General features: G+C 60.9%; 19 protein-coding genes. 11 read left to right on the forward strand and 8 right to left on the reverse strand.

From position 1 onward, the window contains the following. The first annotated feature begins 14 nt into the window (after positions 1-14). The 7 genes from ACA054_RS30340 (at position 15) to ACA054_RS30370 (ending at position 5,149) form a co-directional block, all read left to right on the forward strand. On the forward strand, positions 15-602 hold the full coding sequence (locus ACA054_RS30340) for a YggT family protein (RefSeq protein WP_497687417.1): 588 nt from the start codon (positions 15-17) through the stop codon (positions 600-602). Positions 603-793: 191 nt separating this feature from the next. Beyond that, on the forward strand, positions 794-1,933 hold the full coding sequence (metX, locus tag ACA054_RS30345) for a homoserine O-succinyltransferase MetX (RefSeq protein WP_497636995.1): 1,140 nt from the start codon (positions 794-796) through the stop codon (positions 1,931-1,933). A gap of 7 nt (positions 1,934-1,940) precedes the next feature. Next, positions 1,941-2,561: a methionine biosynthesis protein MetW gene (gene metW / locus ACA054_RS30350; protein WP_497687418.1), complete on the forward strand. Its 621-nt coding sequence runs from the start codon at positions 1,941-1,943 to the stop codon at positions 2,559-2,561. 25 nt (positions 2,562-2,586) lie between these two features. Next, the gene (locus tag ACA054_RS30355) at positions 2,587-3,021 is read left to right on the forward strand and encodes a DUF4426 domain-containing protein (protein ID WP_497687419.1); all 435 of its coding nucleotides are present in this window, start codon (positions 2,587-2,589) and stop codon (positions 3,019-3,021) included. Continuing rightward, the gene (gene rdgB, locus ACA054_RS30360) at positions 3,018-3,614 is read left to right on the forward strand and encodes an RdgB/HAM1 family non-canonical purine NTP pyrophosphatase (protein WP_033043028.1); all 597 of its coding nucleotides are present in this window, start codon (positions 3,018-3,020) and stop codon (positions 3,612-3,614) included. Before ACA054_RS30355 ends, rdgB begins: the two co-directional genes overlap by 4 nt. A 62-nt stretch (positions 3,615-3,676) precedes the next feature. Then, a complete protein-coding gene (hemW, locus tag ACA054_RS30365; protein WP_497690394.1) occupies positions 3,677-4,816 on the forward strand; it encodes a radical SAM family heme chaperone HemW in 1,140 nt (379 codons plus the stop codon). A 9-nt stretch (positions 4,817-4,825) separates the two neighbouring features. Beyond that, complete coding sequence (locus ACA054_RS30370; protein WP_008063519.1) at positions 4,826-5,149, forward strand: DUF3392 domain-containing protein; 324 nt, start codon at positions 4,826-4,828, stop codon at positions 5,147-5,149. 131 nt (positions 5,150-5,280) lie between these two features. On the opposite strand, the gene trmB is transcribed toward ACA054_RS30370, so the two are convergent. The 4 genes from trmB to ACA054_RS30390 form a co-directional block, all read right to left on the reverse strand. Beyond that, the gene (gene trmB, locus ACA054_RS30375) at positions 5,281-6,006 is read right to left on the reverse strand and encodes a tRNA (guanosine(46)-N7)-methyltransferase TrmB (RefSeq protein ID WP_008065101.1); all 726 of its coding nucleotides are present in this window, start codon (positions 6,004-6,006) and stop codon (positions 5,281-5,283) included. A gap of 9 nt (positions 6,007-6,015) precedes the next feature. Further along, entirely contained in the window at positions 6,016-6,810 is a 795-nt protein-coding gene (locus ACA054_RS30380) for a thiazole synthase (protein ID WP_497687420.1), read from the reverse strand. 60 nt (positions 6,811-6,870) lie between these two features. Next, complete coding sequence (gene thiS, locus ACA054_RS30385) at positions 6,871-7,071, reverse strand: sulfur carrier protein ThiS (protein WP_497637000.1); 201 nt, start codon at positions 7,069-7,071, stop codon at positions 6,871-6,873. A 71-nt stretch (positions 7,072-7,142) separates the two neighbouring features. After that, positions 7,143-7,523, reverse strand: a complete 381-nt coding sequence (locus ACA054_RS30390) for a DUF423 domain-containing protein (protein WP_497687421.1) — start codon at positions 7,521-7,523, stop codon at positions 7,143-7,145. 74 nt (positions 7,524-7,597) lie between these two features. On the opposite strand from ACA054_RS30390, the gene mtgA reads away from it, so the two are divergent. Continuing rightward, positions 7,598-8,320, forward strand: a complete 723-nt coding sequence (mtgA, locus tag ACA054_RS30395; protein ID WP_497687422.1) for a monofunctional biosynthetic peptidoglycan transglycosylase — start codon at positions 7,598-7,600, stop codon at positions 8,318-8,320. Between the two features lie 179 nt (positions 8,321-8,499). On the opposite strand, the gene rpoH is transcribed toward mtgA, so the two are convergent. The 4 genes from rpoH to ftsY all read right to left on the reverse strand — a co-directional run bounded on the left by rpoH (position 8,500) and on the right by ftsY (position 12,501). After that, on the reverse strand, positions 8,500-9,354 hold the full coding sequence (gene rpoH, locus ACA054_RS30400) for an RNA polymerase sigma factor RpoH (RefSeq protein ID WP_008065085.1): 855 nt from the start codon (positions 9,352-9,354) through the stop codon (positions 8,500-8,502). 113 nt (positions 9,355-9,467) lie between these two features. Continuing rightward, a complete protein-coding gene (ftsX, locus tag ACA054_RS30405; protein WP_497687423.1) occupies positions 9,468-10,490 on the reverse strand; it encodes a permease-like cell division protein FtsX in 1,023 nt (340 codons plus the stop codon). Beyond that, a complete protein-coding gene (gene ftsE / locus ACA054_RS30410; RefSeq protein ID WP_497687424.1) occupies positions 10,487-11,158 on the reverse strand; it encodes a cell division ATP-binding protein FtsE in 672 nt (223 codons plus the stop codon). The genes ftsX and ftsE overlap by 4 nt, the downstream gene beginning before the upstream one ends. Next, the gene (gene ftsY / locus ACA054_RS30415; RefSeq protein ID WP_497690395.1) at positions 11,155-12,501 is read right to left on the reverse strand and encodes a signal recognition particle-docking protein FtsY; all 1,347 of its coding nucleotides are present in this window, start codon (positions 12,499-12,501) and stop codon (positions 11,155-11,157) included. The genes ftsE and ftsY overlap by 4 nt, the downstream gene beginning before the upstream one ends. A 533-nt stretch (positions 12,502-13,034) precedes the next feature. On the opposite strand from ftsY, the gene ACA054_RS30420 reads away from it, so the two are divergent. The 3 genes from ACA054_RS30420 to rsmD are packed head-to-tail and all read left to right on the forward strand — an operon-like array spanning position 13,035 to position 16,487. After that, positions 13,035-14,390, forward strand: coding sequence for a M16 family metallopeptidase (locus tag ACA054_RS30420; RefSeq protein WP_497687425.1), 1,356 nt, complete (start codon positions 13,035-13,037; stop codon positions 14,388-14,390). Then, a complete protein-coding gene (locus tag ACA054_RS30425; RefSeq protein ID WP_497687426.1) occupies positions 14,383-15,873 on the forward strand; it encodes a M16 family metallopeptidase in 1,491 nt (496 codons plus the stop codon). The genes ACA054_RS30420 and ACA054_RS30425 overlap by 8 nt, the downstream gene beginning before the upstream one ends. Next, positions 15,873-16,487, forward strand: a complete 615-nt coding sequence (gene rsmD / locus ACA054_RS30430) for a 16S rRNA (guanine(966)-N(2))-methyltransferase RsmD (protein WP_497687427.1) — start codon at positions 15,873-15,875, stop codon at positions 16,485-16,487. The genes ACA054_RS30425 and rsmD overlap by 1 nt, the downstream gene beginning before the upstream one ends. The last annotated feature ends 28 nt before the right edge of the window (positions 16,488-16,515 follow it).

The raw sequence follows: 16,515 nt of genomic DNA on the forward strand, positions 1-16,515 counted from the left end.
ATAAGGAATCAACAATGCTCGGAATCAACGACGCTGCCATTTTTGTGATCCAGACCCTGGGCAGCCTGTATCTTTTGATCGTGCTGCTGCGTTTCATCCTGCAATTGGTGCGGGCGAACTTCTACAACCCGCTCTGCCAATTCGCCGTCAAGGCCACGCAACCGCTGCTCAAGCCACTGCGCCGGGTTATCCCGAGCATGTTCGGGCTGGACATGTCCTCGCTGGTGCTGGCCCTGATCGTGCAAATGGCGCTGTTCGCGGTCATCCTGCTGCTCAGTGGTTACTCGGTCGATGTGCTGTTCCTGGCACCATGGGCGCTGATCGGCATCTTCGCGCTGTTTTTGAAGATTCTGTTCTGGGCGATGATCATCAGCGTGATTCTGTCCTGGGTCGCTCCGGGGAGCCACAACCCAGGCGCCGAGCTGGTCCAGCAGATCACTGAACCGGTACTCGCGCCGTTCCGCCGGATCATTCCGAACCTGGGCGGTCTCGACATCTCGCCGATCTTCGCCTTCATCGCGCTGCAATTGCTGCAGAGCTGGCTGATTCCGCGCCTTGCGCACTACGCGATGATGCCGAAAGAGCTTTTCGGCCTGATCTGATTCTGCGGCACCGCATCATCGTTCTTCGCGAGCAGGCTCGCTCCCACAGGGAAATGCATTCCAATGTGGGAGCGAGCCTGCTCGCGAATGCAGCACCTCGGTCTAACGGCATGAAATGAGGCCCGGCCTTTGCTTGCCGCTAACCCCACCGGTCTTTAGACTTACGCCTCATTTCAACGAGAGCAGGGTCGATGCCAGCTGCCTTTCCCCCCGATTCTGTTGGTCTGGTGACGCCGCAAGTGGCGCACTTCAGCGAAGCCCTGGCGTTGGCCTGCGGCCGTTCGCTCCCGGCCTATGACCTGATTTACGAGACCTACGGCACCCTGAACGCCACGGCGAGCAACGCCGTGCTGATCTGCCACGCCTTGTCCGGCCACCACCATGCCGCCGGTTATCACAGCCCCGACGACCGCAAACCCGGTTGGTGGGACAGCTGCATCGGTCCCGGCAAGCCCATCGACACCAGCAAGTTCTTCGTGGTCAGCCTGAACAACCTCGGTGGTTGCAATGGCTCTACCGGTCCGAGCAGCATCAACCCGGAAACCGGCAAGCCGTTCGGTGCCGACTTCCCGGTATTGACCGTGGAAGACTGGGTGCACAGCCAGGCGCGCCTGGCCGATCGCCTCGGCATCGCCCAGTTTGCGGCCGTGATCGGCGGTAGCCTTGGCGGCATGCAGGCGATGCAATGGAGCATCACTTACCCTGAGCGCATCCGCCATTGCCTGGCCATCGCCTCGGCACCGAAGCTGTCGGCGCAGAACATCGCCTTCAACGAAGTGGCGCGCCAGGCAATCCTCACCGACCCCGAATTCCACGGCGGTTCGTTCCAGGAACACAGCGTGATCCCCAAGCGCGGGCTGATGCTGGCGCGGATGGTCGGGCACATCACTTACCTGTCCGACGACTCCATGGGTGAGAAATTCGGTCGTGGTCTGAAAAGCGAGAAGCTCAACTACGACTTCCACAGCGTCGAGTTCCAGGTCGAAAGCTACCTGCGTTATCAGGGTGAAGAATTCTCCGGGCGTTTCGATGCCAACACTTACCTGCTGATGACCAAGGCCCTGGACTACTTCGACCCGGCGGCCAACTTCGACGATGACCTGGCGAAAACCTTCGCCGGCGCCACCGCCAAGTTCTGCGTGATGTCGTTCACCACCGACTGGCGCTTCTCACCTGCCCGCTCGCGGGAACTGGTGGACGCGCTGATGGCCGCGCGCAAGGACGTCTGCTACCTGGAAATCGACGCGCCGCAGGGCCACGACGCCTTCCTGATTCCGATCCCGCGCTACTTGCAGGCGTTCGGCAATTACATGAACCGCATTACGTTGTGAGATAGCCATGAGAGCTGATCTGGAAATCATCCAGGAATGGATCCCCGCCGGTAGCCGCGTGCTCGACCTCGGTTGCGGTGATGGCGAGTTGCTGACCTGGCTGCGCGACAACAAGCAGGTTACTGGCTACGGCCTGGAAAACGACGCGGATAACATTGCCGAGTGCGTGGCCAAGGGCATCAACGTCATCGAGCAGGACCTGGACAAGGGCCTGGGCAACTTTGCCAGCAACAGTTTCGACATCGTGGTCATGACCCAGGCGCTGCAAGCGGTGCACTACCCGGACAAGATCCTCGAAGAAATGCTGCGGGTCGGCCGCCAGTGCATCATCACCTTCCCCAATTTCGGTCACTGGCGCTGCCGCTGGTACCTGGCGAGCAAAGGCCGGATGCCGGTTTCCGAGTTCCTGCCCTACACCTGGTACAACACGCCGAACATTCACTTCTGCACCTTCGCGGACTTTGAGGCCTTGTGTCTCGAACGTGAAGCCAAGGTCATTGATCGGCTGGCCGTGGATCAACAGCATCGGCACGGGTGGGCCAGTAAGCTATGGCCTAATCTGTTAGGTGAGATCGGCATTTACCGCGTCAGCAGCCCGGGGCTTGCAGACCACAAGGTCGCGGTCTGAACACCTTATTTGGAGGAGAACGATCATGGGTCGTCTAGCGCTGTTTCTACTTACCGCCTGCCTGAGCGTCACAGCCATGGCTGCCGATGCGATCAAAGGTGATCGCAAGGAAGTCTTTGGCGACACGACGGTGCACTACAACACCTTCAACTCCACCTTCCTGACACCGGACATTGCCAAGGCCGCGGAGCTTACCCGCAGCAAGAACCAGGGCGTGATCAACATTTCGGTGATCAAGGACGGCAAGCCGCAGATGGCCCAGGTCAGCGGTACGATCAAAGACTTGACCAGCCAGAGCGTTAACCTGAATTTCCGCCAGATCACCGAACAAGGCGCGATCTACTACATCGCCCAGTTCCCGGTGGATCAGCAGGAAACCCGCACCTTCGACATCAAGGTGCAGACCGGTGACAAAATCAACACCATCAACTTCAACCAAGAGCTCTTCCCTGGCCAATGATCAACTTCACGCAACTCGTACTGGCCAGCCATAACGCCGGCAAACTCAAGGAACTCCAGGCCATGCTCGGCGAGTCGGTGCAACTGCGCTCGATCGGCGAGTTCAGCAGTGTGGAGCCTGAAGAGACCGGCCTGTCGTTCGTCGAGAACGCCATCCTCAAGGCCCGCAATGCCGCGCGCATTTCCGGCCTGCCGGCCTTGGCGGACGATTCCGGGTTGGCGGTGGATTTCCTCGGCGGTGCGCCGGGCATCTACTCGGCACGTTATGCCGATGGCAAGGGCGATGCGGCGAACAACGCCAAGCTGCTCGACGTGTTGAAGGACGTACCCGAAGCCGAACGCGGCGCACAGTTCGTCTGCGTGCTGGCGCTGGTGCGGCATGCCGACGATCCACTGCCGATTCTCTGCGAAGGCCTGTGGCACGGGCGCATCCTGACCCAGGCCAGCGGCGAACACGGTTTTGGCTACGACCCGCTGTTCTGGGTACCGGAGCGTGATTGCTCCAGTGCCGAGTTGAGCCCGGGCGACAAGAACCAGATCAGCCACCGCGCCCGTGCAATGGATCTGCTGCGCCAGCGTCTGGGCTTGAAATGACCGGTAAATCCTCCGCGTCGCCGCTGATCTTTGGTGGCGCCGCACAATCGCCTCGGGCGGCCATGCCAGTGCTGCCGCCCTTGGCGCTGTACATCCATATCCCGTGGTGCGTACGCAAATGCCCTTATTGCGATTTCAACTCCCACACCGCCAGCCCCGTGCTGCCGGAAGAAGAGTATGTCGACGCGTTGCTGGCTGACCTCGATCAGGACTTGCACGCCGTCTATGGCCGTGAGCTGAGTTCGATCTTCTTCGGTGGCGGCACGCCGAGCCTGTTCAGCGCCCAGGCGTTGGGTCGCTTGCTCAAAGGCGTGGAACAACGCATTGCCTTTGCAAGCGACATCGAAATCACCCTGGAAGCCAACCCAGGGACCTTCGAACAAGAGAAGTTCGTCGCCTACCGCGCGCTGGGCATCAATCGCCTGTCCATTGGCATCCAGAGTTTCCAGCAAGAGAAGCTCACCGCTTTGGGTCGCATCCACAACGGTGATGAGGCCGTGCGCGCCGCCGGGATGGCCCGTCAAGCGGGTTTCGATAACTTCAACCTGGACTTGATGCACGGTTTGCCCGATCAATCGCTGGACGATGCCCTGAGCGATTTGCGCCAAGCCATCGCCCTGAAGCCGACCCACCTGTCCTGGTATCAGCTGACCCTGGAACCGAACACCGTATTCTGGAACCAGCCACCGACGCTGCCGGAAGACGACACCCTGTGGGATATCCAGGAGGCCGGGCAGGCGCTGTTGGCCGAACACGGTTACGCCCAGTATGAAGTCTCGGCTTATGCCCAGCCGGGTCGCCCGGCACGGCATAACCTCAATTACTGGAGCTTTGGCGATTTCATCGGCATCGGTGCCGGTGCCCACGGCAAGCTCAGCCATCCGGACGGACGCATCGTACGCACCTGGAAGACCCGCCTGCCGAAGGATTACCTGAATCCGGCCAAACCGTTTCAGGCTGGCGAGAAAGCGCTGACCAATGACGAGATGCCGTTCGAGTTCCTGATGAACGCGCTGCGCCTGACCGCAGGCGTTGAGGCGCGGCTTTATCCGGAACGCACTGGAATGACCCTGGAAAGCCTCGCCGAAAGCCGTCGCGAAGCCGAACAAAGCGGCCTGTTGCAGGTCGAACCGTCACGTCTGGCGGCTACCGAGCGCGGACAACTCTTCCTCAACGACTTGCTGCAGAAATTTCTGACATAAGGAAATCGAATGGATTTGGTACTCGACCTGCTCGCCACCGCGTCTCGCTGGAGCCGCAGCAACCTCTCGGAAATCGCCCTCGCCCTGGTGGGTTGCCTGCTGGTGTTGTTCGGTGCGGATTTCAAGGGCTGGGTCGAGCAACGCCTGGGCAGCATCGCTGGCGCCTTGCGCGTACCGCTGATGTCCCTGCTGTGCATGATCGGCAGCGGTGCGGCGCTGATCTATGCCACGCCATGGATCGTCAAGGGCTTGAGTCAGTTCAACAACTACAGCCTGGCGCCGGTGTTGTTGGTGGTGCTGGTGCTTATCGGCGTAGTAGCCGACCGCCGCTAATCCTTGAGTACACCCAAAACAACTGTGGGAGCGAGCCTGCTCGCGAATGCGGTCTGACAGTCAACGAAGATGTTGAATGTTATGACGCTTTCGCGAGCAGGCTCGCTCCCACAGTGGGTATTGCGTAGGGTTTAGGACTGTTTTTCGAACTTCAGATCCCAAACGCCATGCCCAAGACGTTCGCCACGGCGTTCGAACTTGGTAATCGGGCGCTCGGCCGGGCGTGGCACGCACTTGCCGTCTTCAGCCAGGTTGCGGTAACCCGGGGCAACGTTCATCACTTCCAGCATGTACTCGGCGTACGGTTCCCAGTCGGTGGCCATGTGCAGAATACCGCCGACCTTCAACTTGCTGCGCACAAGCTCAGCGAAGGACGCCTGAACGATACGACGCTTGTGGTGACGGCTCTTGTGCCACGGGTCCGGGAAAAACAGCATCAGGCGATCAAGGCTATTATCGGCCACGCAGCGGTTGAGCACTTCGATGGCATCGCAATCGTAGACGCGCAGGTTGGTCAAACCCTGGGTCAGCACACCATTGAGCAGCGCGCCAACACCCGGACGGTGGACCTCGACGCCGATGAAATCCTGCTCCGGTGCAGCCGCGGCCATTTCCAGCAGCGAATGGCCCATGCCGAAACCGATCTCCAGCGAACGCGGTGCCGAGCGACCGAACACCTGGTCGAAATCCACCGGCGCGTCGGCCAGGGGCAGCACGAATAGCGGCGCGCCCTGCTCCAGGCCACGTTGCTGGCCTTCGGTCATGCGCCCGGCGCGCATCACGAAACTCTTGATGCGGCGGTGTTGGCGCTCGTCGCCTTCTTCCGTCTGGATTGGCGTGTCGTTCGATTCAGTCATCAATGGCTCTTACTTGATCAGACCATCCAGCGGCGAAGAGGCGCTGGCATAGAGTTTTTTCGGCATGCGGCCGGCGAGGTAGGCCAGACGGCCCGCGACGATCGCGTGTTTCATGGCTTCGGCCATCATGATCGGCTGCTGGGCGTGGGCGATGGCCGAGTTCATCAGCACCGCATCACAGCCCAGTTCCATGGCGATGGTGGCGTCGGAAGCAGTACCGACACCGGCATCCACCAGCACCGGGATCTTGGCTTCTTCGAGGATGATCTGCAGGTTGTACGGGTTGCAGATCCCCAGGCCCGAGCCGATCAGACCGGCCAGCGGCATGACCGCGATGCAGCCGATTTCCGCCAGTTGCCGGGCGATGATCGGGTCGTCGCTGGTGTAGACCATCACGTCGAAGCCTTCCTTTACCAGCGACTCGGCCGCCTTGAGGGTTTCGATCACGTTGGGGAACAGGGTTTTCTGATCCGCCAGCACTTCCAGCTTCACCAAGTTGTGGCCATCGAGCAGCTCACGGGCAAGGCGGCAGGTGCGCACGGCCTCGATTGCGTCGTAGCAACCGGCGGTGTTCGGCAGGAAGGTGTAGCGATCCGGCGAGAGGAAATCCAGCAGGCTCGGTTCGCCCGCGTTCTGGCCGAGGTTGGTACGGCGCACGGCGAAAGTGACGATCTCGGCACCCGAGGCCTCGATGGCCAGACGGGTTTCTTCCATGTCACGGTACTTGCCAGTACCGACCAGCAAACGCGACTGGTAAGTACGACCGGCCAGGACGAAAGGCTTGTCGCTACGAACGATGCTCATGGGGAATCCTCTGTAGGGGTGAGGGTCTTGCAGAATTCTGTCGGCCCTGGGGCCACGTGGCTAGCCGCCGCCGATGGCGTGCACCACTTCGACGTTGTCGCCGTCGCTCAACGCGGTGTCTGCGTGCTGACTGCGCGGGACGATATCCAGATTGAGTTCGACCGCCACCCGGCGTCCGGTCAGGTCCAGACGGGTCAGCAGGGCCGCAACGGTTTCACCGTCGGGCAGTTCAAAGGATTCGCCGTTCAACTGAATGCGCATGCCGAATGCCGCCATCATTTTTTGGGGCTGGCATTCTAGCCCGATCGTGACCTAAAGGTCAGCAACAAGCGTCAAGCGGTCAGCGGCAAGCGCCAGGCGGCGAGGCCCAGGCAAAGCCAGCCTATCAGGAACGCCAGGCCACCGAATGGGGTGATGATGCCGAGCTTGCTGACACCCGTCAGCGTCAGCACGTACAGGCTGCCGGAGAACAGCAGAATGCCGATGACAAAAGAAGCGCCGGCCCAGGTGACGAGGCGACCGGGAATCTGTGTAGCCAGCAACGCCACGCCCAGCAATGCCAGGGTGTGTACTAGCTGATAGGTGACGCCGGTATGGAAAATCGCCAGGTATTCGGCGCTCAGGCGGTTTTTCAGGCCGTGGGCGGCGAACGCCCCGAGACCGACACCGGTGAAGCCGAAAAAAGCGGCCAGCATCAAAAAGCCACGCAGCATGAAGAACTCCAGTCAGTCTCGATCAACAGGGTCTGTATAATGGCCCGCTCAACGGGTTCGGCCAAGCCATCTCTATGCTGCGTATCTATTTCCGTCGTTTCACCAAGGCCGTGCTCTGGTTCATGGGGGCCAGCGTATTGCTGGTGCTGATCTTTCGCGTGGTGCCACCACCCGGGACAACGCTGATGGTCGAGCGCAAGATCGAATCCTGGATTGATGGCGAGCCCATCGACCTGCAACGCACCTGGAAACCCTGGGATGAAATCTCCGACGACCTGAAAGTCGCGGTGATTGCCGGTGAGGACCAGAAATTTCCCGAGCATTGGGGCTTTGACTTCGGCGCGATCCAGAAAGCACTGGCCCACAACGAGCTTGGCGGCACGATCCGTGGTGCCAGCACCCTCAGCCAGCAAGTGTCGAAGAACCTGTTCCTGTGGTCGGGCCGCAGCTGGCTGCGCAAAGGCCTGGAAGCCTGGTTTACCGCGCTGATCGAGGTATTCTGGCCCAAGCAGCGGATTCTTGAGGTGTACCTCAACAGCGTCGAGTGGGATGACGGTGTGTTTGGAGCAGAGGCGGCGGCCAGGCATCACTTCGGTGTCGGCGCCAAATCGTTGTCCCGGCAGCAGGCCAGTTTGCTGGCAGCGGTGCTGCCCAACCCGCGGGTGTGGAGCGCCAGCCATCCGACCAATTACGTGGCGCGGCGCGCTGGCTGGATACGGCGGCAGATGAGTCAGTTGGGTGGAGACAGCTACCTGGTTGGTCTCAACGATTCGCGCCGGGCGCCGTGGACTCAATAACACCGCCGCCCCCCCTGTGGGAGCGAGCCTGCTCGCGAATGCGATCCATCATTCAATATTGATGTTGCCTGACCCACCGATTTCGCGAGCAGGCTCGCTCCCACATTGGTTTTGTGTGAGACCAGAAACAAAAAAGCCCCGATCAATGATCGGGGCGTTTTTTATTGCCTTCGTGCAGGTTACGCGGCGATCGACAATTTGAGCTTGTTCATCGCGCTCTTCTCGAGCTGACGGATACGCTCGGCCGACACGTTGTACTTCTGCGCCAGGTCGTGCAGCGTGGACTTTTCTTCTGCCAGCCAGCGCTGGTAGAGGATGTCGCGGCTGCGGTCGTCCAACACTTCCAGCGCTTCGTGCAGGTTGTGGTTGGAGTTGTCGCTCCAGTCGGCATCTTCCAGTTGACGGGCCGGGTCGTACCGGTGGTCTTCCAGATAGTTGGCCGGTGACTGGAAGGCGCTGTCGTCGTCGGCTTCGGCTGCCGGGTCGAAGGCCATGTCGTGACCGGTCAGGCGACTTTCCATCTCGCGTACTTCCCGCGGCTCGACACCGAGGCTTTCCGCCACACGGTGGACTTCCTCGTTGTTCAGCCAGGCCAGACGTTTTTTCTGGCTGCGCAGGTTGAAGAACAGCTTGCGCTGGGCCTTGGTAGTCGCGACTTTCACGATCCGCCAGTTACGCAGGATGAATTCGTGGATCTCAGCCTTGATCCAGTGCACGGCAAAGGACACCAGGCGCACACCCATTTCCGGGTTGAAGCGCTTCACGGCCTTCATCAGGCCGACGTTACCTTCCTGGATCAGGTCAGCCTGGGCCAGGCCGTAGCCGGAATAGCTACGGGCGATATGTACGACAAAACGCAGGTGGGCGAGCACCATCTGCCGAGCCGCCTCAAGATCCTGCTCATAATAGAGACTCTCGGCCAGTTCACGCTCCTGCTCCGGCGTCAGCAATGGAATGCTGTTGACGGTGTGCACATAGGCCTCCAGGTTCGCACCCGGGACCAGAGCATATGCAGGCTGCAAAGAATTGGTCATACGAAAAAACCTCCCACTTACATACTCGTGCCATTGGCACTGCGAAAATTGACCGGAAACCGAAAGACAAGTTCCCCTAAAAACTGCAAGGTCAATCACGCGCAAAAAAGATTCTACTTCGGCGCCAGCTCCCTGAGATGACGTGCGACTGCAATCCATGCACCGATATAACCCAACAGCACCGCGCCAAGCAAGAGAGACAGACCGTCGGCAACCGGTACGCCGGCCAGTGCGAAATCACTGCCGTACAAACCGGCCAACCCGACCACCGCATCGTTCAGCCAGTTCAGGCCGAACGCCAATACGCCCCAGGAAAGAATCCCAGCACCAAACCCGTACAGCGCCCCCATATAGAGAAAGGGTCTGCGCACATAGCTGTCAGTGCCGCCCACGAGTTTAATCACTTCTATCTCTGTGCGGCGGTTTTCAATATGAAGACGAATGGTATTGCCTATCACCAAAAGTAATGCAGAAACCAGAAGCACGGTCAGACCGAAGACAAATCGGTCGCCCAGTTTGAGGATGGCTGCCAGACGCTCGACCCAGACTAGATCAAGCTGCGCCTGTTGTACCTTAGGCAATTCGGAAAGTTTTTGTCTTAATGCTTCAAGGGCCGGCTTGTCGACTTCGGTCGGCGTCACCAGCACCACGCCAGGCAGCGGGTTTTCCGGCAGCTCCTTGAGCGCTTCGCCCAGGCCAGACTGCTGCTGGAATTCTTCCAGCGCCTGATCCCGGCCGACATATTCGGCATCGGCCACCCCAGGGATGCCCTTGATCTGTTCGCGCAGCGCCTCGCCATCAGCCGGGCTGGCTTCGATTTGCAGGTACAGGGAAATCTGCGCCGCACGCTGCCAGGAACCGCCCAGTCGCTCGACGTTACTTAGCAAAAGTGACAGCCCCATGGGCAAACTCAAGGCAACTGCCATCACCATGCAGGTGAAAAAGCTGCCGATGGGCTGCTTGCCCAAGCGGCGCAAGCTGTCCAGCAGACTGGCGCGATGGCTTTCGATCCAGGCGCGCAACAGCGTTGCGAAGTCCGGGCCATCATCGTCGTCGTGTTTTTTCTTCTGCGGTTGCGGGTCGGCAGCCTTGGGGGCCACGCGCTCGGAAACCTTTGGACTGCGAGTAGCACTCATTCGCTGGCCTCCCCATCGCCGATCAATCGGCCGCGTTGCAGTGTCAGCATGCGGTGGCGCATTCGCGCGATCAGCGCCAGGTCGTGGCTGGCGATCAGCACACTGGTGCCCAGGCGATTGATGTCTTCGAACACACCCATGATTTCTGCCGCCAGGCGCGGGTCGAGGTTACCGGTCGGTTCGTCCGCCAGCAGCAGGGCCGGGCGGTGAACGATGGCGCGGGCAATGCCGACTCGCTGTTGCTGACCGGTGGACAAGTCGCCGGGATACAGATCGGTCTTGTCCGACAGCGCCACGCGTTCCAGGGCCGAGTCTACGCGCTTGGCGATTTCGGCCTTGGACAAACCCAGGATCTGCAACGGCAGCGCGACGTTGTTGAACACCGTGCGATCGAACAGCAACTGGTGGTTCTGGAACACCACGCCGATCTGTCGACGCAGGAATGGGATCTGTGCGTTGCTGATGGTGCTCAGGTCTTGCCCGGCCAGCAGTAGCTTGCCGCTGGTCGGACGCTCCATGGCCAGCAACAGCCGCAACAAGGTGCTCTTGCCGGCGCCGGAATGGCCAGTGACAAACAAAAACTCGCCCCGACGGACTCGAAAGCTCAGCTCATGCAAGCCGACGTGACCGTTCGGGTAGCGCTTACCGACCTGTTCGAAACGAATCATGAACGCTCCCGCTCGGCAAACAGTGCCTGGACAAAGGGCTCAGCTTCAAAAGTGCGCAAATCGTCGATGCCTTCACCGACGCCGATGTAGCGGATCGGCAGACCAAACTGCTTGGCCAGGGCGAAAATCACCCCGCCCTTGGCGGTCCCGTCGAGCTTGGTCAGCGCCAGGCCGGTCAGTTCGACGGTCTGGTTGAATTGCTTGGCCTGGTTGATGGCGTTCTGGCCGGTGCCGGCATCGAGTACCAGCAACACCTCGTGCGGCGCGTCGGCATCGAGCTTGCCGATCACCCGGCGAACCTTTTTCAGCTCTTCCATCAGGTTGTCTTTGGTGTGCAGGCGACCGGCGGTGTCGGCGATCAGCACATCGATGCCACGGGCCTTGGCGGCCTGCACGGCGTCGAAGATCACCGAAGCCGAGTCAGCCCCGGTGTGCTGGGCGATGACCGGAATCTTGTTGCGTTCGCCCCAGACCTGTAATTGCTCGACCGCGGCAGCGCGGAAGGTGTCGCCGGCGGCAAGCATGACTTTCTTGCCTTCCAGCTGCAGTTTCTTCGCCAGCTTGCCGATGGTGGTGGTTTTACCGGCGCCATTGACGCCAACCACCAGAATCACGAATGGCTTGTTCTGCGAGGTGATTTTCAGCGGCTGCTCGACGGGCTTGAGCATGGCCGTCAGCTCGCCCTGCAAGGATTTGTACAACGCATCGGAATCGGCCAGTTCTTTGCGCGCAACCCTCTGGGTCAGGTGCTGGATGATCACCGAAGTCGCCTCCACACCGACATCGGCGGTCAGCAGACGGGTTTCGAGGTCATCGAGCAGCTCGTCATCGATGGCCTTCCTGCCCAGGAACAGGCTCGCCATGCCTTCGCCGATGCTGGCACTGGTCTTGGACAGGCCTTGCTTGAGGCGGGCGAAGAAACCGGCTTTGGTTTCTTCGGTGCGTACCGGCTCCGCTGGAACGTCGACGGGCGCTGCGACAACAGGAGCAATAACAGGAACAGGAACGGGTGCAGGTGCAGGTGCAGGTGCAGGTGCAGGTGCAGGTGCAGGCTCTGGCATTTGAACAACCGGCGCAACCGGTGGAGCGAACGCTGCGACGACAGGTTCTGGCGCAGTCTCGACCGCTGGTGCAACAACCGGTTCTGGCACCGGTACCCGGACCGGCTCCGGCGCCCACGCAGCCGGCGCTGGAATCGGCGGTGTAACGTGCGGCGCCAGCTCATCTTCGACCAGTGCCACCGGCTCTTCCGCCACCGGCAAGGTCAGCCAGGGCTCGGCGACCGGGGTCAGCGGCAATTCGGCGACGATTTCAGCAGCAGTCTCGACAACCGGTTGCAGCATCGGCTCGGCGATCGGCAGCACAACTGGCGCAGGTTCGGCGGCATCTATAACCGGCGCAGGCGTCGGTTCAGGAAGTGGTTGTGGCTGTTCGACGACGGGTTCCTGCGGCTTTTTGCGCAGCCATCCGAACAGGCTTTTCTTTTCACCAGCCGCAGCTGGGGTCTTCTTGTCGTCGTTGGAACCAAACATGGAGGACGGCTATCTCACGGTAGCGACGCGCCAACGGGCGCCCCGGCAAATGAATATTCGATGCAGAACAGACTGCGATTGACCCAGCTTGTTCATGCGCAACATTTTGTCGAGGTGCGAAACGGCACCCTGCAAAAACGATTTCACTAAGGACTGATGGCGAAAAATCGGCGAAAAAGCAGAGTTTAGTTGATAAACCACAGCTTACTGCCGCAAACCCAAACAACCTGATCAAACGCAAAGGCCTGATAGGCGTGGCCGCCAGTAAAACGGATCAGTATCCTAGCACCCTCTCGCCCGCTGACGCTAAGAACAAGCGGGCAGCCCCAAAGGTTTAAAAACGAATGAATGCCCTAGCCCGCCGCGCTGCAGGCCTGCTGCTCAGCACACTTTGCCTGCCCCTCTCGGCCTTGGCGGCCGACCCGCAACCGACCCACGAATTCACCCTCGACAACGGCCTGAAGGTCGTCGTGCGCGAAGACCATCGCGCGCCGGTGGTGGTTTCCCAGGTCTGGTACAAGGTTGGCTCCAGCTACGAGACGCCCGGCCAGACCGGCCTGTCCCATGCCCTGGAACACATGATGTTCAAGGGCAGCGAAAAAGTCGGCCCCGGCGAAGCGTCGCTGATCCTGCGCGACCTCGGTGCCGAAGAGAACGCCTTTACCAGCGACGACTTCACGGCGTATTACCAGGTCCTGGCCCGCGACCGCCTGGGCGTGGCCTTCGAGCTGGAAGCCGATCGCATGGCCAGCCTGCGCCTGCCGCCCGACGAGTTCGCCCGCGAGATCGAAGTCATCAAGGAAGAACGGCGCCTGCGCACTGACGACAAACCCATGTCCAAGGCCTACGAGCGCTTCAAGGCCATGGCTTACCCGGCCAGCGGCTATCACACGCCGACCATTGGCTGGATGGCGGACCTGGACCGGATGAAAGTCGAAGAGCTGCGTCACTGGTACCAATCCTGGTACGTGCCGAACAACGCCACACTGGTGGTGGTCGGCGACGTGACGCCGGAAGAAGTGAAAACCCTGGCCCAGCGCTACTTCGGCCCGATCGCCAGACGTGAGATACCGGCGGCGAAGATTCCGCTGGAACTGGCCGAGCCCGGCGAACGCCAGATCACCCTGCACGTGAAGACCCAATTGCCCAGCCTGATGCTGGCCTTCAACGTGCCGAGCATCGCCACCACCGAAGACAAGCGCCTGGTCAACGCCTTGCGGCTGATCTCGGCCCTGCTTGACGGCGGCTACAGCGGACGCATCCCGACGCAACTTGAGCGCGGCGAAGAACTGGTGTCCGGCGGCTCGTCGAGTTACGACGCCTACACCCGTGGCGACAGCCTGTTCACCCTGTCGGCAACACCCAACAGCCAGAAGAACAAGACCATCGCCCAGGCCGAAGCCGGTTTGTGGAAGCTGCTTGAACAACTGAAAACCACCGCGCCGACCACCGAAGAACTGGAACGCGTGCGGGCACAGGTCATCGCCGGGCTGGTGTACGAGCGCGATTCGATCACCAGCCAGGCCACGGCCATCGGCCAGCTGGAAACTGTCGGCCTGTCGTGGAAATTGATGGACACCGAGCTCGCCGACCTGGAAAGCGTGACACCGCAAGATATCCAGAACGCCGCCAAGCTGTATTTCACCCGCGAACGTCTCAGCGTCGCCCATGTACTGCCGGAGGAGACGACTCATGAGTGAGCATAAAAAACCGCGCCTGGCCCTGCTCGGCCTGATCGCTGTCGCCCTGATCGGGTCCGCCGCGTTCTATTTTTCCAAGACTGGCGAGTCCAATGCCAGCGAAGCGCTGGACAAGGCCAAGGCCAGCCAGAAGCTGCAATCGCTGACCGAACTCAACGGCAAGGCGCCGAGCCATCGCAAACTCGACGTGCAGACCTGGAGCACCGCCGAAGGCGCCAAGGTGTTGTTCGTCGAAGCCCGCGAGCTGCCGATGTTCGATATGCGCCTGATCTTTGCCGCCGGCAGCAGCCAGGACGGCGACGCACCAGGCCTGGCGCTGCTGACCAACGCCATGCTCAACGAAGGCGTGGCCGGCAAGGATGTCAGCGTCATTGCCCAGGGCTTTGAAGGGCTGGGGGCCGATTTCGGCAACGGCGCCTACAAAGACATGGCGGTTGCGTCCCTGCGCAGCCTCAGTGCCGCGGACAAGCGCGAACCGGCGCTGAAGCTGTTCGCCGAAGTCGTTGGCAAACCGACCTTCCCCGCCGACTCCTTTACCCGCATCAAGAACCAGATGCTCGCCGGTTTCGAATACCAGAAACAGAACCCCGGCAAACTCGCCAGCCTCGAGCTGATGAATCGTTTGTACGGCGATCATCCGTACGCGCACGCCAGCGATGGCACGGCACAAACCGTTCCGGCCGTCACGGTCACGCAACTACGCGCGTTCCACCAGAAAGCCTATGCCGCGGGCAACGTGGTGATCGCGCTGGTTGGCGACCTGTCCCGCGCCGAAGCCGAAGCCATTGCCGCGCAGGTCAGCGCCGCCCTGCCAAAAGGTCCGGCCCTGCCGAAGATCGAGCAACCCGCCGAACCCAAGGCCAGCATCGGCCACATCGAGTTCCCGTCCAAGCAGACCAACCTGATGCTCGCGCAACTGGGCATCGACCGTGACGATCCGGATTACGCGGCACTGTCCATGGGCAACCAGATCCTCGGCGGTGGCGGTTTCGGCACTCGACTGATGAGCGAAGTGCGCGAGAAACGTGGCCTGGCGTATGGTGTGTACTCGGGTTTCAGCCCGATGCAGGCACGCGGCCCGTTCATGATCAACCTGCAGACCCGCGCCGAGATGAGCGAAGGCACCCTGAAACTGGTGCAGGATGTTCTCGCCGATTACCTCAAGACGGGTCCGACCGAAAAAGAACTCGACGACGCCAAGCGCGAACTGGCCGGCAGCTTCCCGCTGTCCACCGCCAGCAACGCCGATATCGTCGGCCAGCTGGGCGCGATCGGCTTCTACAACTTGCCGCTCAGTCACCTGGAAGACTTCATGCAGCAGTCGCAGAACCTGACCGTCGAGCAAGTCAAGGCGGCAATGAACAAACACCTGAGCACGGACAAACTGGTCATCGTCAGCGCTGGCCCGACCGTGCCGCAAAAGCCGTTACCGGCCCCTACTGATAAACCCGCCGAGCAACCGCTCGGGGTTCCGGAGCATTAATGGCCACTTCTCGCCCGAAAAAACCTGTCCACAACGTGCATAACGGTGTGAACCAGCTGCGCATCATCGGCGGCCAATGGCGCAGCCGCAAGCTGAGCTTCCCTGACGCTCCGGGCTTGCGCCCGACGCCCGACCGGGTGCGTGAAACCCTGTTCAACTGGCTCGCACCCTACGTCCCGGGCGCCAAGGTGCTCGATCCGTTCGCCGGTAGCGGCGCGCTGTTTCTCGAAGCCTTATCCCGTGGCGCAGCTATGGGCCAGGCGCTGGATGCCAGCAGCCTCGCCGTGTCCAGCCTCAAGGAACATTTGGGCACGCTGCGCTGCACCACCGGCCAGGTCCAGACCGCCGATGCCCTTCGTTATCTGGAAACCCAGCCAGCGGTTGCCTACGACCTGGTGTTCCTCGATCCGCCGTTCAACCAGAACCTGCTGCCCGCCGTTTGCACGCTGCTCGAAGAGCGCCAGTGGCTGGCCGAAGATGCCTGGGTGTACACCGAAAGCGAAAGCGCACCGTCGACCCTCGGTTTGCCGGGCAACTGGCGCCTGCACCGGGAGCAAAAATCCGGGCGGGTCTATTATTCGTTGTGGCAACGTATGGCAGAGATCGCCGATTAATCGATCGGCTTGAACAAGGCGCATGTTT

The sequence above is a fragment of the Pseudomonas sp. LBUM1653 genome, from assembly GCF_059716115.1.

What these genes read in the sequence shown, in the direction of transcription:
- metW (WP_497687418.1), top strand. Translation starts at nt 1,941, where the DNA reads ATGAGAGCTGATCTGGAAATCATCCAGGAATGGATCCCCGCCGGTAGC.
- ftsE (WP_497687424.1), bottom strand. Translation starts at nt 11,158, where the DNA reads ATGATTCGTTTCGAACAGGTCGGTAAGCGCTACCCGAACGGTCACGTC.
- ftsX (WP_497687423.1), bottom strand. Translation starts at nt 10,490, where the DNA reads ATGAGTGCTACTCGCAGTCCAAAGGTTTCCGAGCGCGTGGCCCCCAAG.
- ACA054_RS30380 (WP_497687420.1), bottom strand. Translation starts at nt 6,810, where the DNA reads ATGAGCATCGTTCGTAGCGACAAGCCTTTCGTCCTGGCCGGTCGTACT.
- ACA054_RS30390 (WP_497687421.1), bottom strand. Translation starts at nt 7,523, where the DNA reads ATGCTGCGTGGCTTTTTGATGCTGGCCGCTTTTTTCGGCTTCACCGGT.
- ACA054_RS30370 (WP_008063519.1), top strand. Translation starts at nt 4,826, where the DNA reads ATGGATTTGGTACTCGACCTGCTCGCCACCGCGTCTCGCTGGAGCCGC.
- trmB (WP_008065101.1), bottom strand. Translation starts at nt 6,006, where the DNA reads ATGACTGAATCGAACGACACGCCAATCCAGACGGAAGAAGGCGACGAG.
- ACA054_RS30420 (WP_497687425.1), top strand. Translation starts at nt 13,035, where the DNA reads ATGAATGCCCTAGCCCGCCGCGCTGCAGGCCTGCTGCTCAGCACACTT.
- rpoH (WP_008065085.1), bottom strand. Translation starts at nt 9,354, where the DNA reads ATGACCAATTCTTTGCAGCCTGCATATGCTCTGGTCCCGGGTGCGAAC.
- mtgA (WP_497687422.1), top strand. Translation starts at nt 7,598, where the DNA reads ATGCTGCGTATCTATTTCCGTCGTTTCACCAAGGCCGTGCTCTGGTTC.
- ACA054_RS30355 (WP_497687419.1), top strand. Translation starts at nt 2,587, where the DNA reads ATGGGTCGTCTAGCGCTGTTTCTACTTACCGCCTGCCTGAGCGTCACA.
- metX (WP_497636995.1), top strand. Translation starts at nt 794, where the DNA reads ATGCCAGCTGCCTTTCCCCCCGATTCTGTTGGTCTGGTGACGCCGCAA.
- thiS (WP_497637000.1), bottom strand. Translation starts at nt 7,071, where the DNA reads ATGCGCATTCAGTTGAACGGCGAATCCTTTGAACTGCCCGACGGTGAA.
- ACA054_RS30340 (WP_497687417.1), top strand. Translation starts at nt 15, where the DNA reads ATGCTCGGAATCAACGACGCTGCCATTTTTGTGATCCAGACCCTGGGC.
- ACA054_RS30425 (WP_497687426.1), top strand. Translation starts at nt 14,383, where the DNA reads ATGAGTGAGCATAAAAAACCGCGCCTGGCCCTGCTCGGCCTGATCGCT.
- hemW (WP_497690394.1), top strand. Translation starts at nt 3,677, where the DNA reads ATGCCAGTGCTGCCGCCCTTGGCGCTGTACATCCATATCCCGTGGTGC.
- rsmD (WP_497687427.1), top strand. Translation starts at nt 15,873, where the DNA reads ATGGCCACTTCTCGCCCGAAAAAACCTGTCCACAACGTGCATAACGGT.
- ftsY (WP_497690395.1), bottom strand. Translation starts at nt 12,501, where the DNA reads ATGCTGCAACCGGTTGTCGAGACTGCTGCTGAAATCGTCGCCGAATTG.
- rdgB (WP_033043028.1), top strand. Translation starts at nt 3,018, where the DNA reads ATGATCAACTTCACGCAACTCGTACTGGCCAGCCATAACGCCGGCAAA.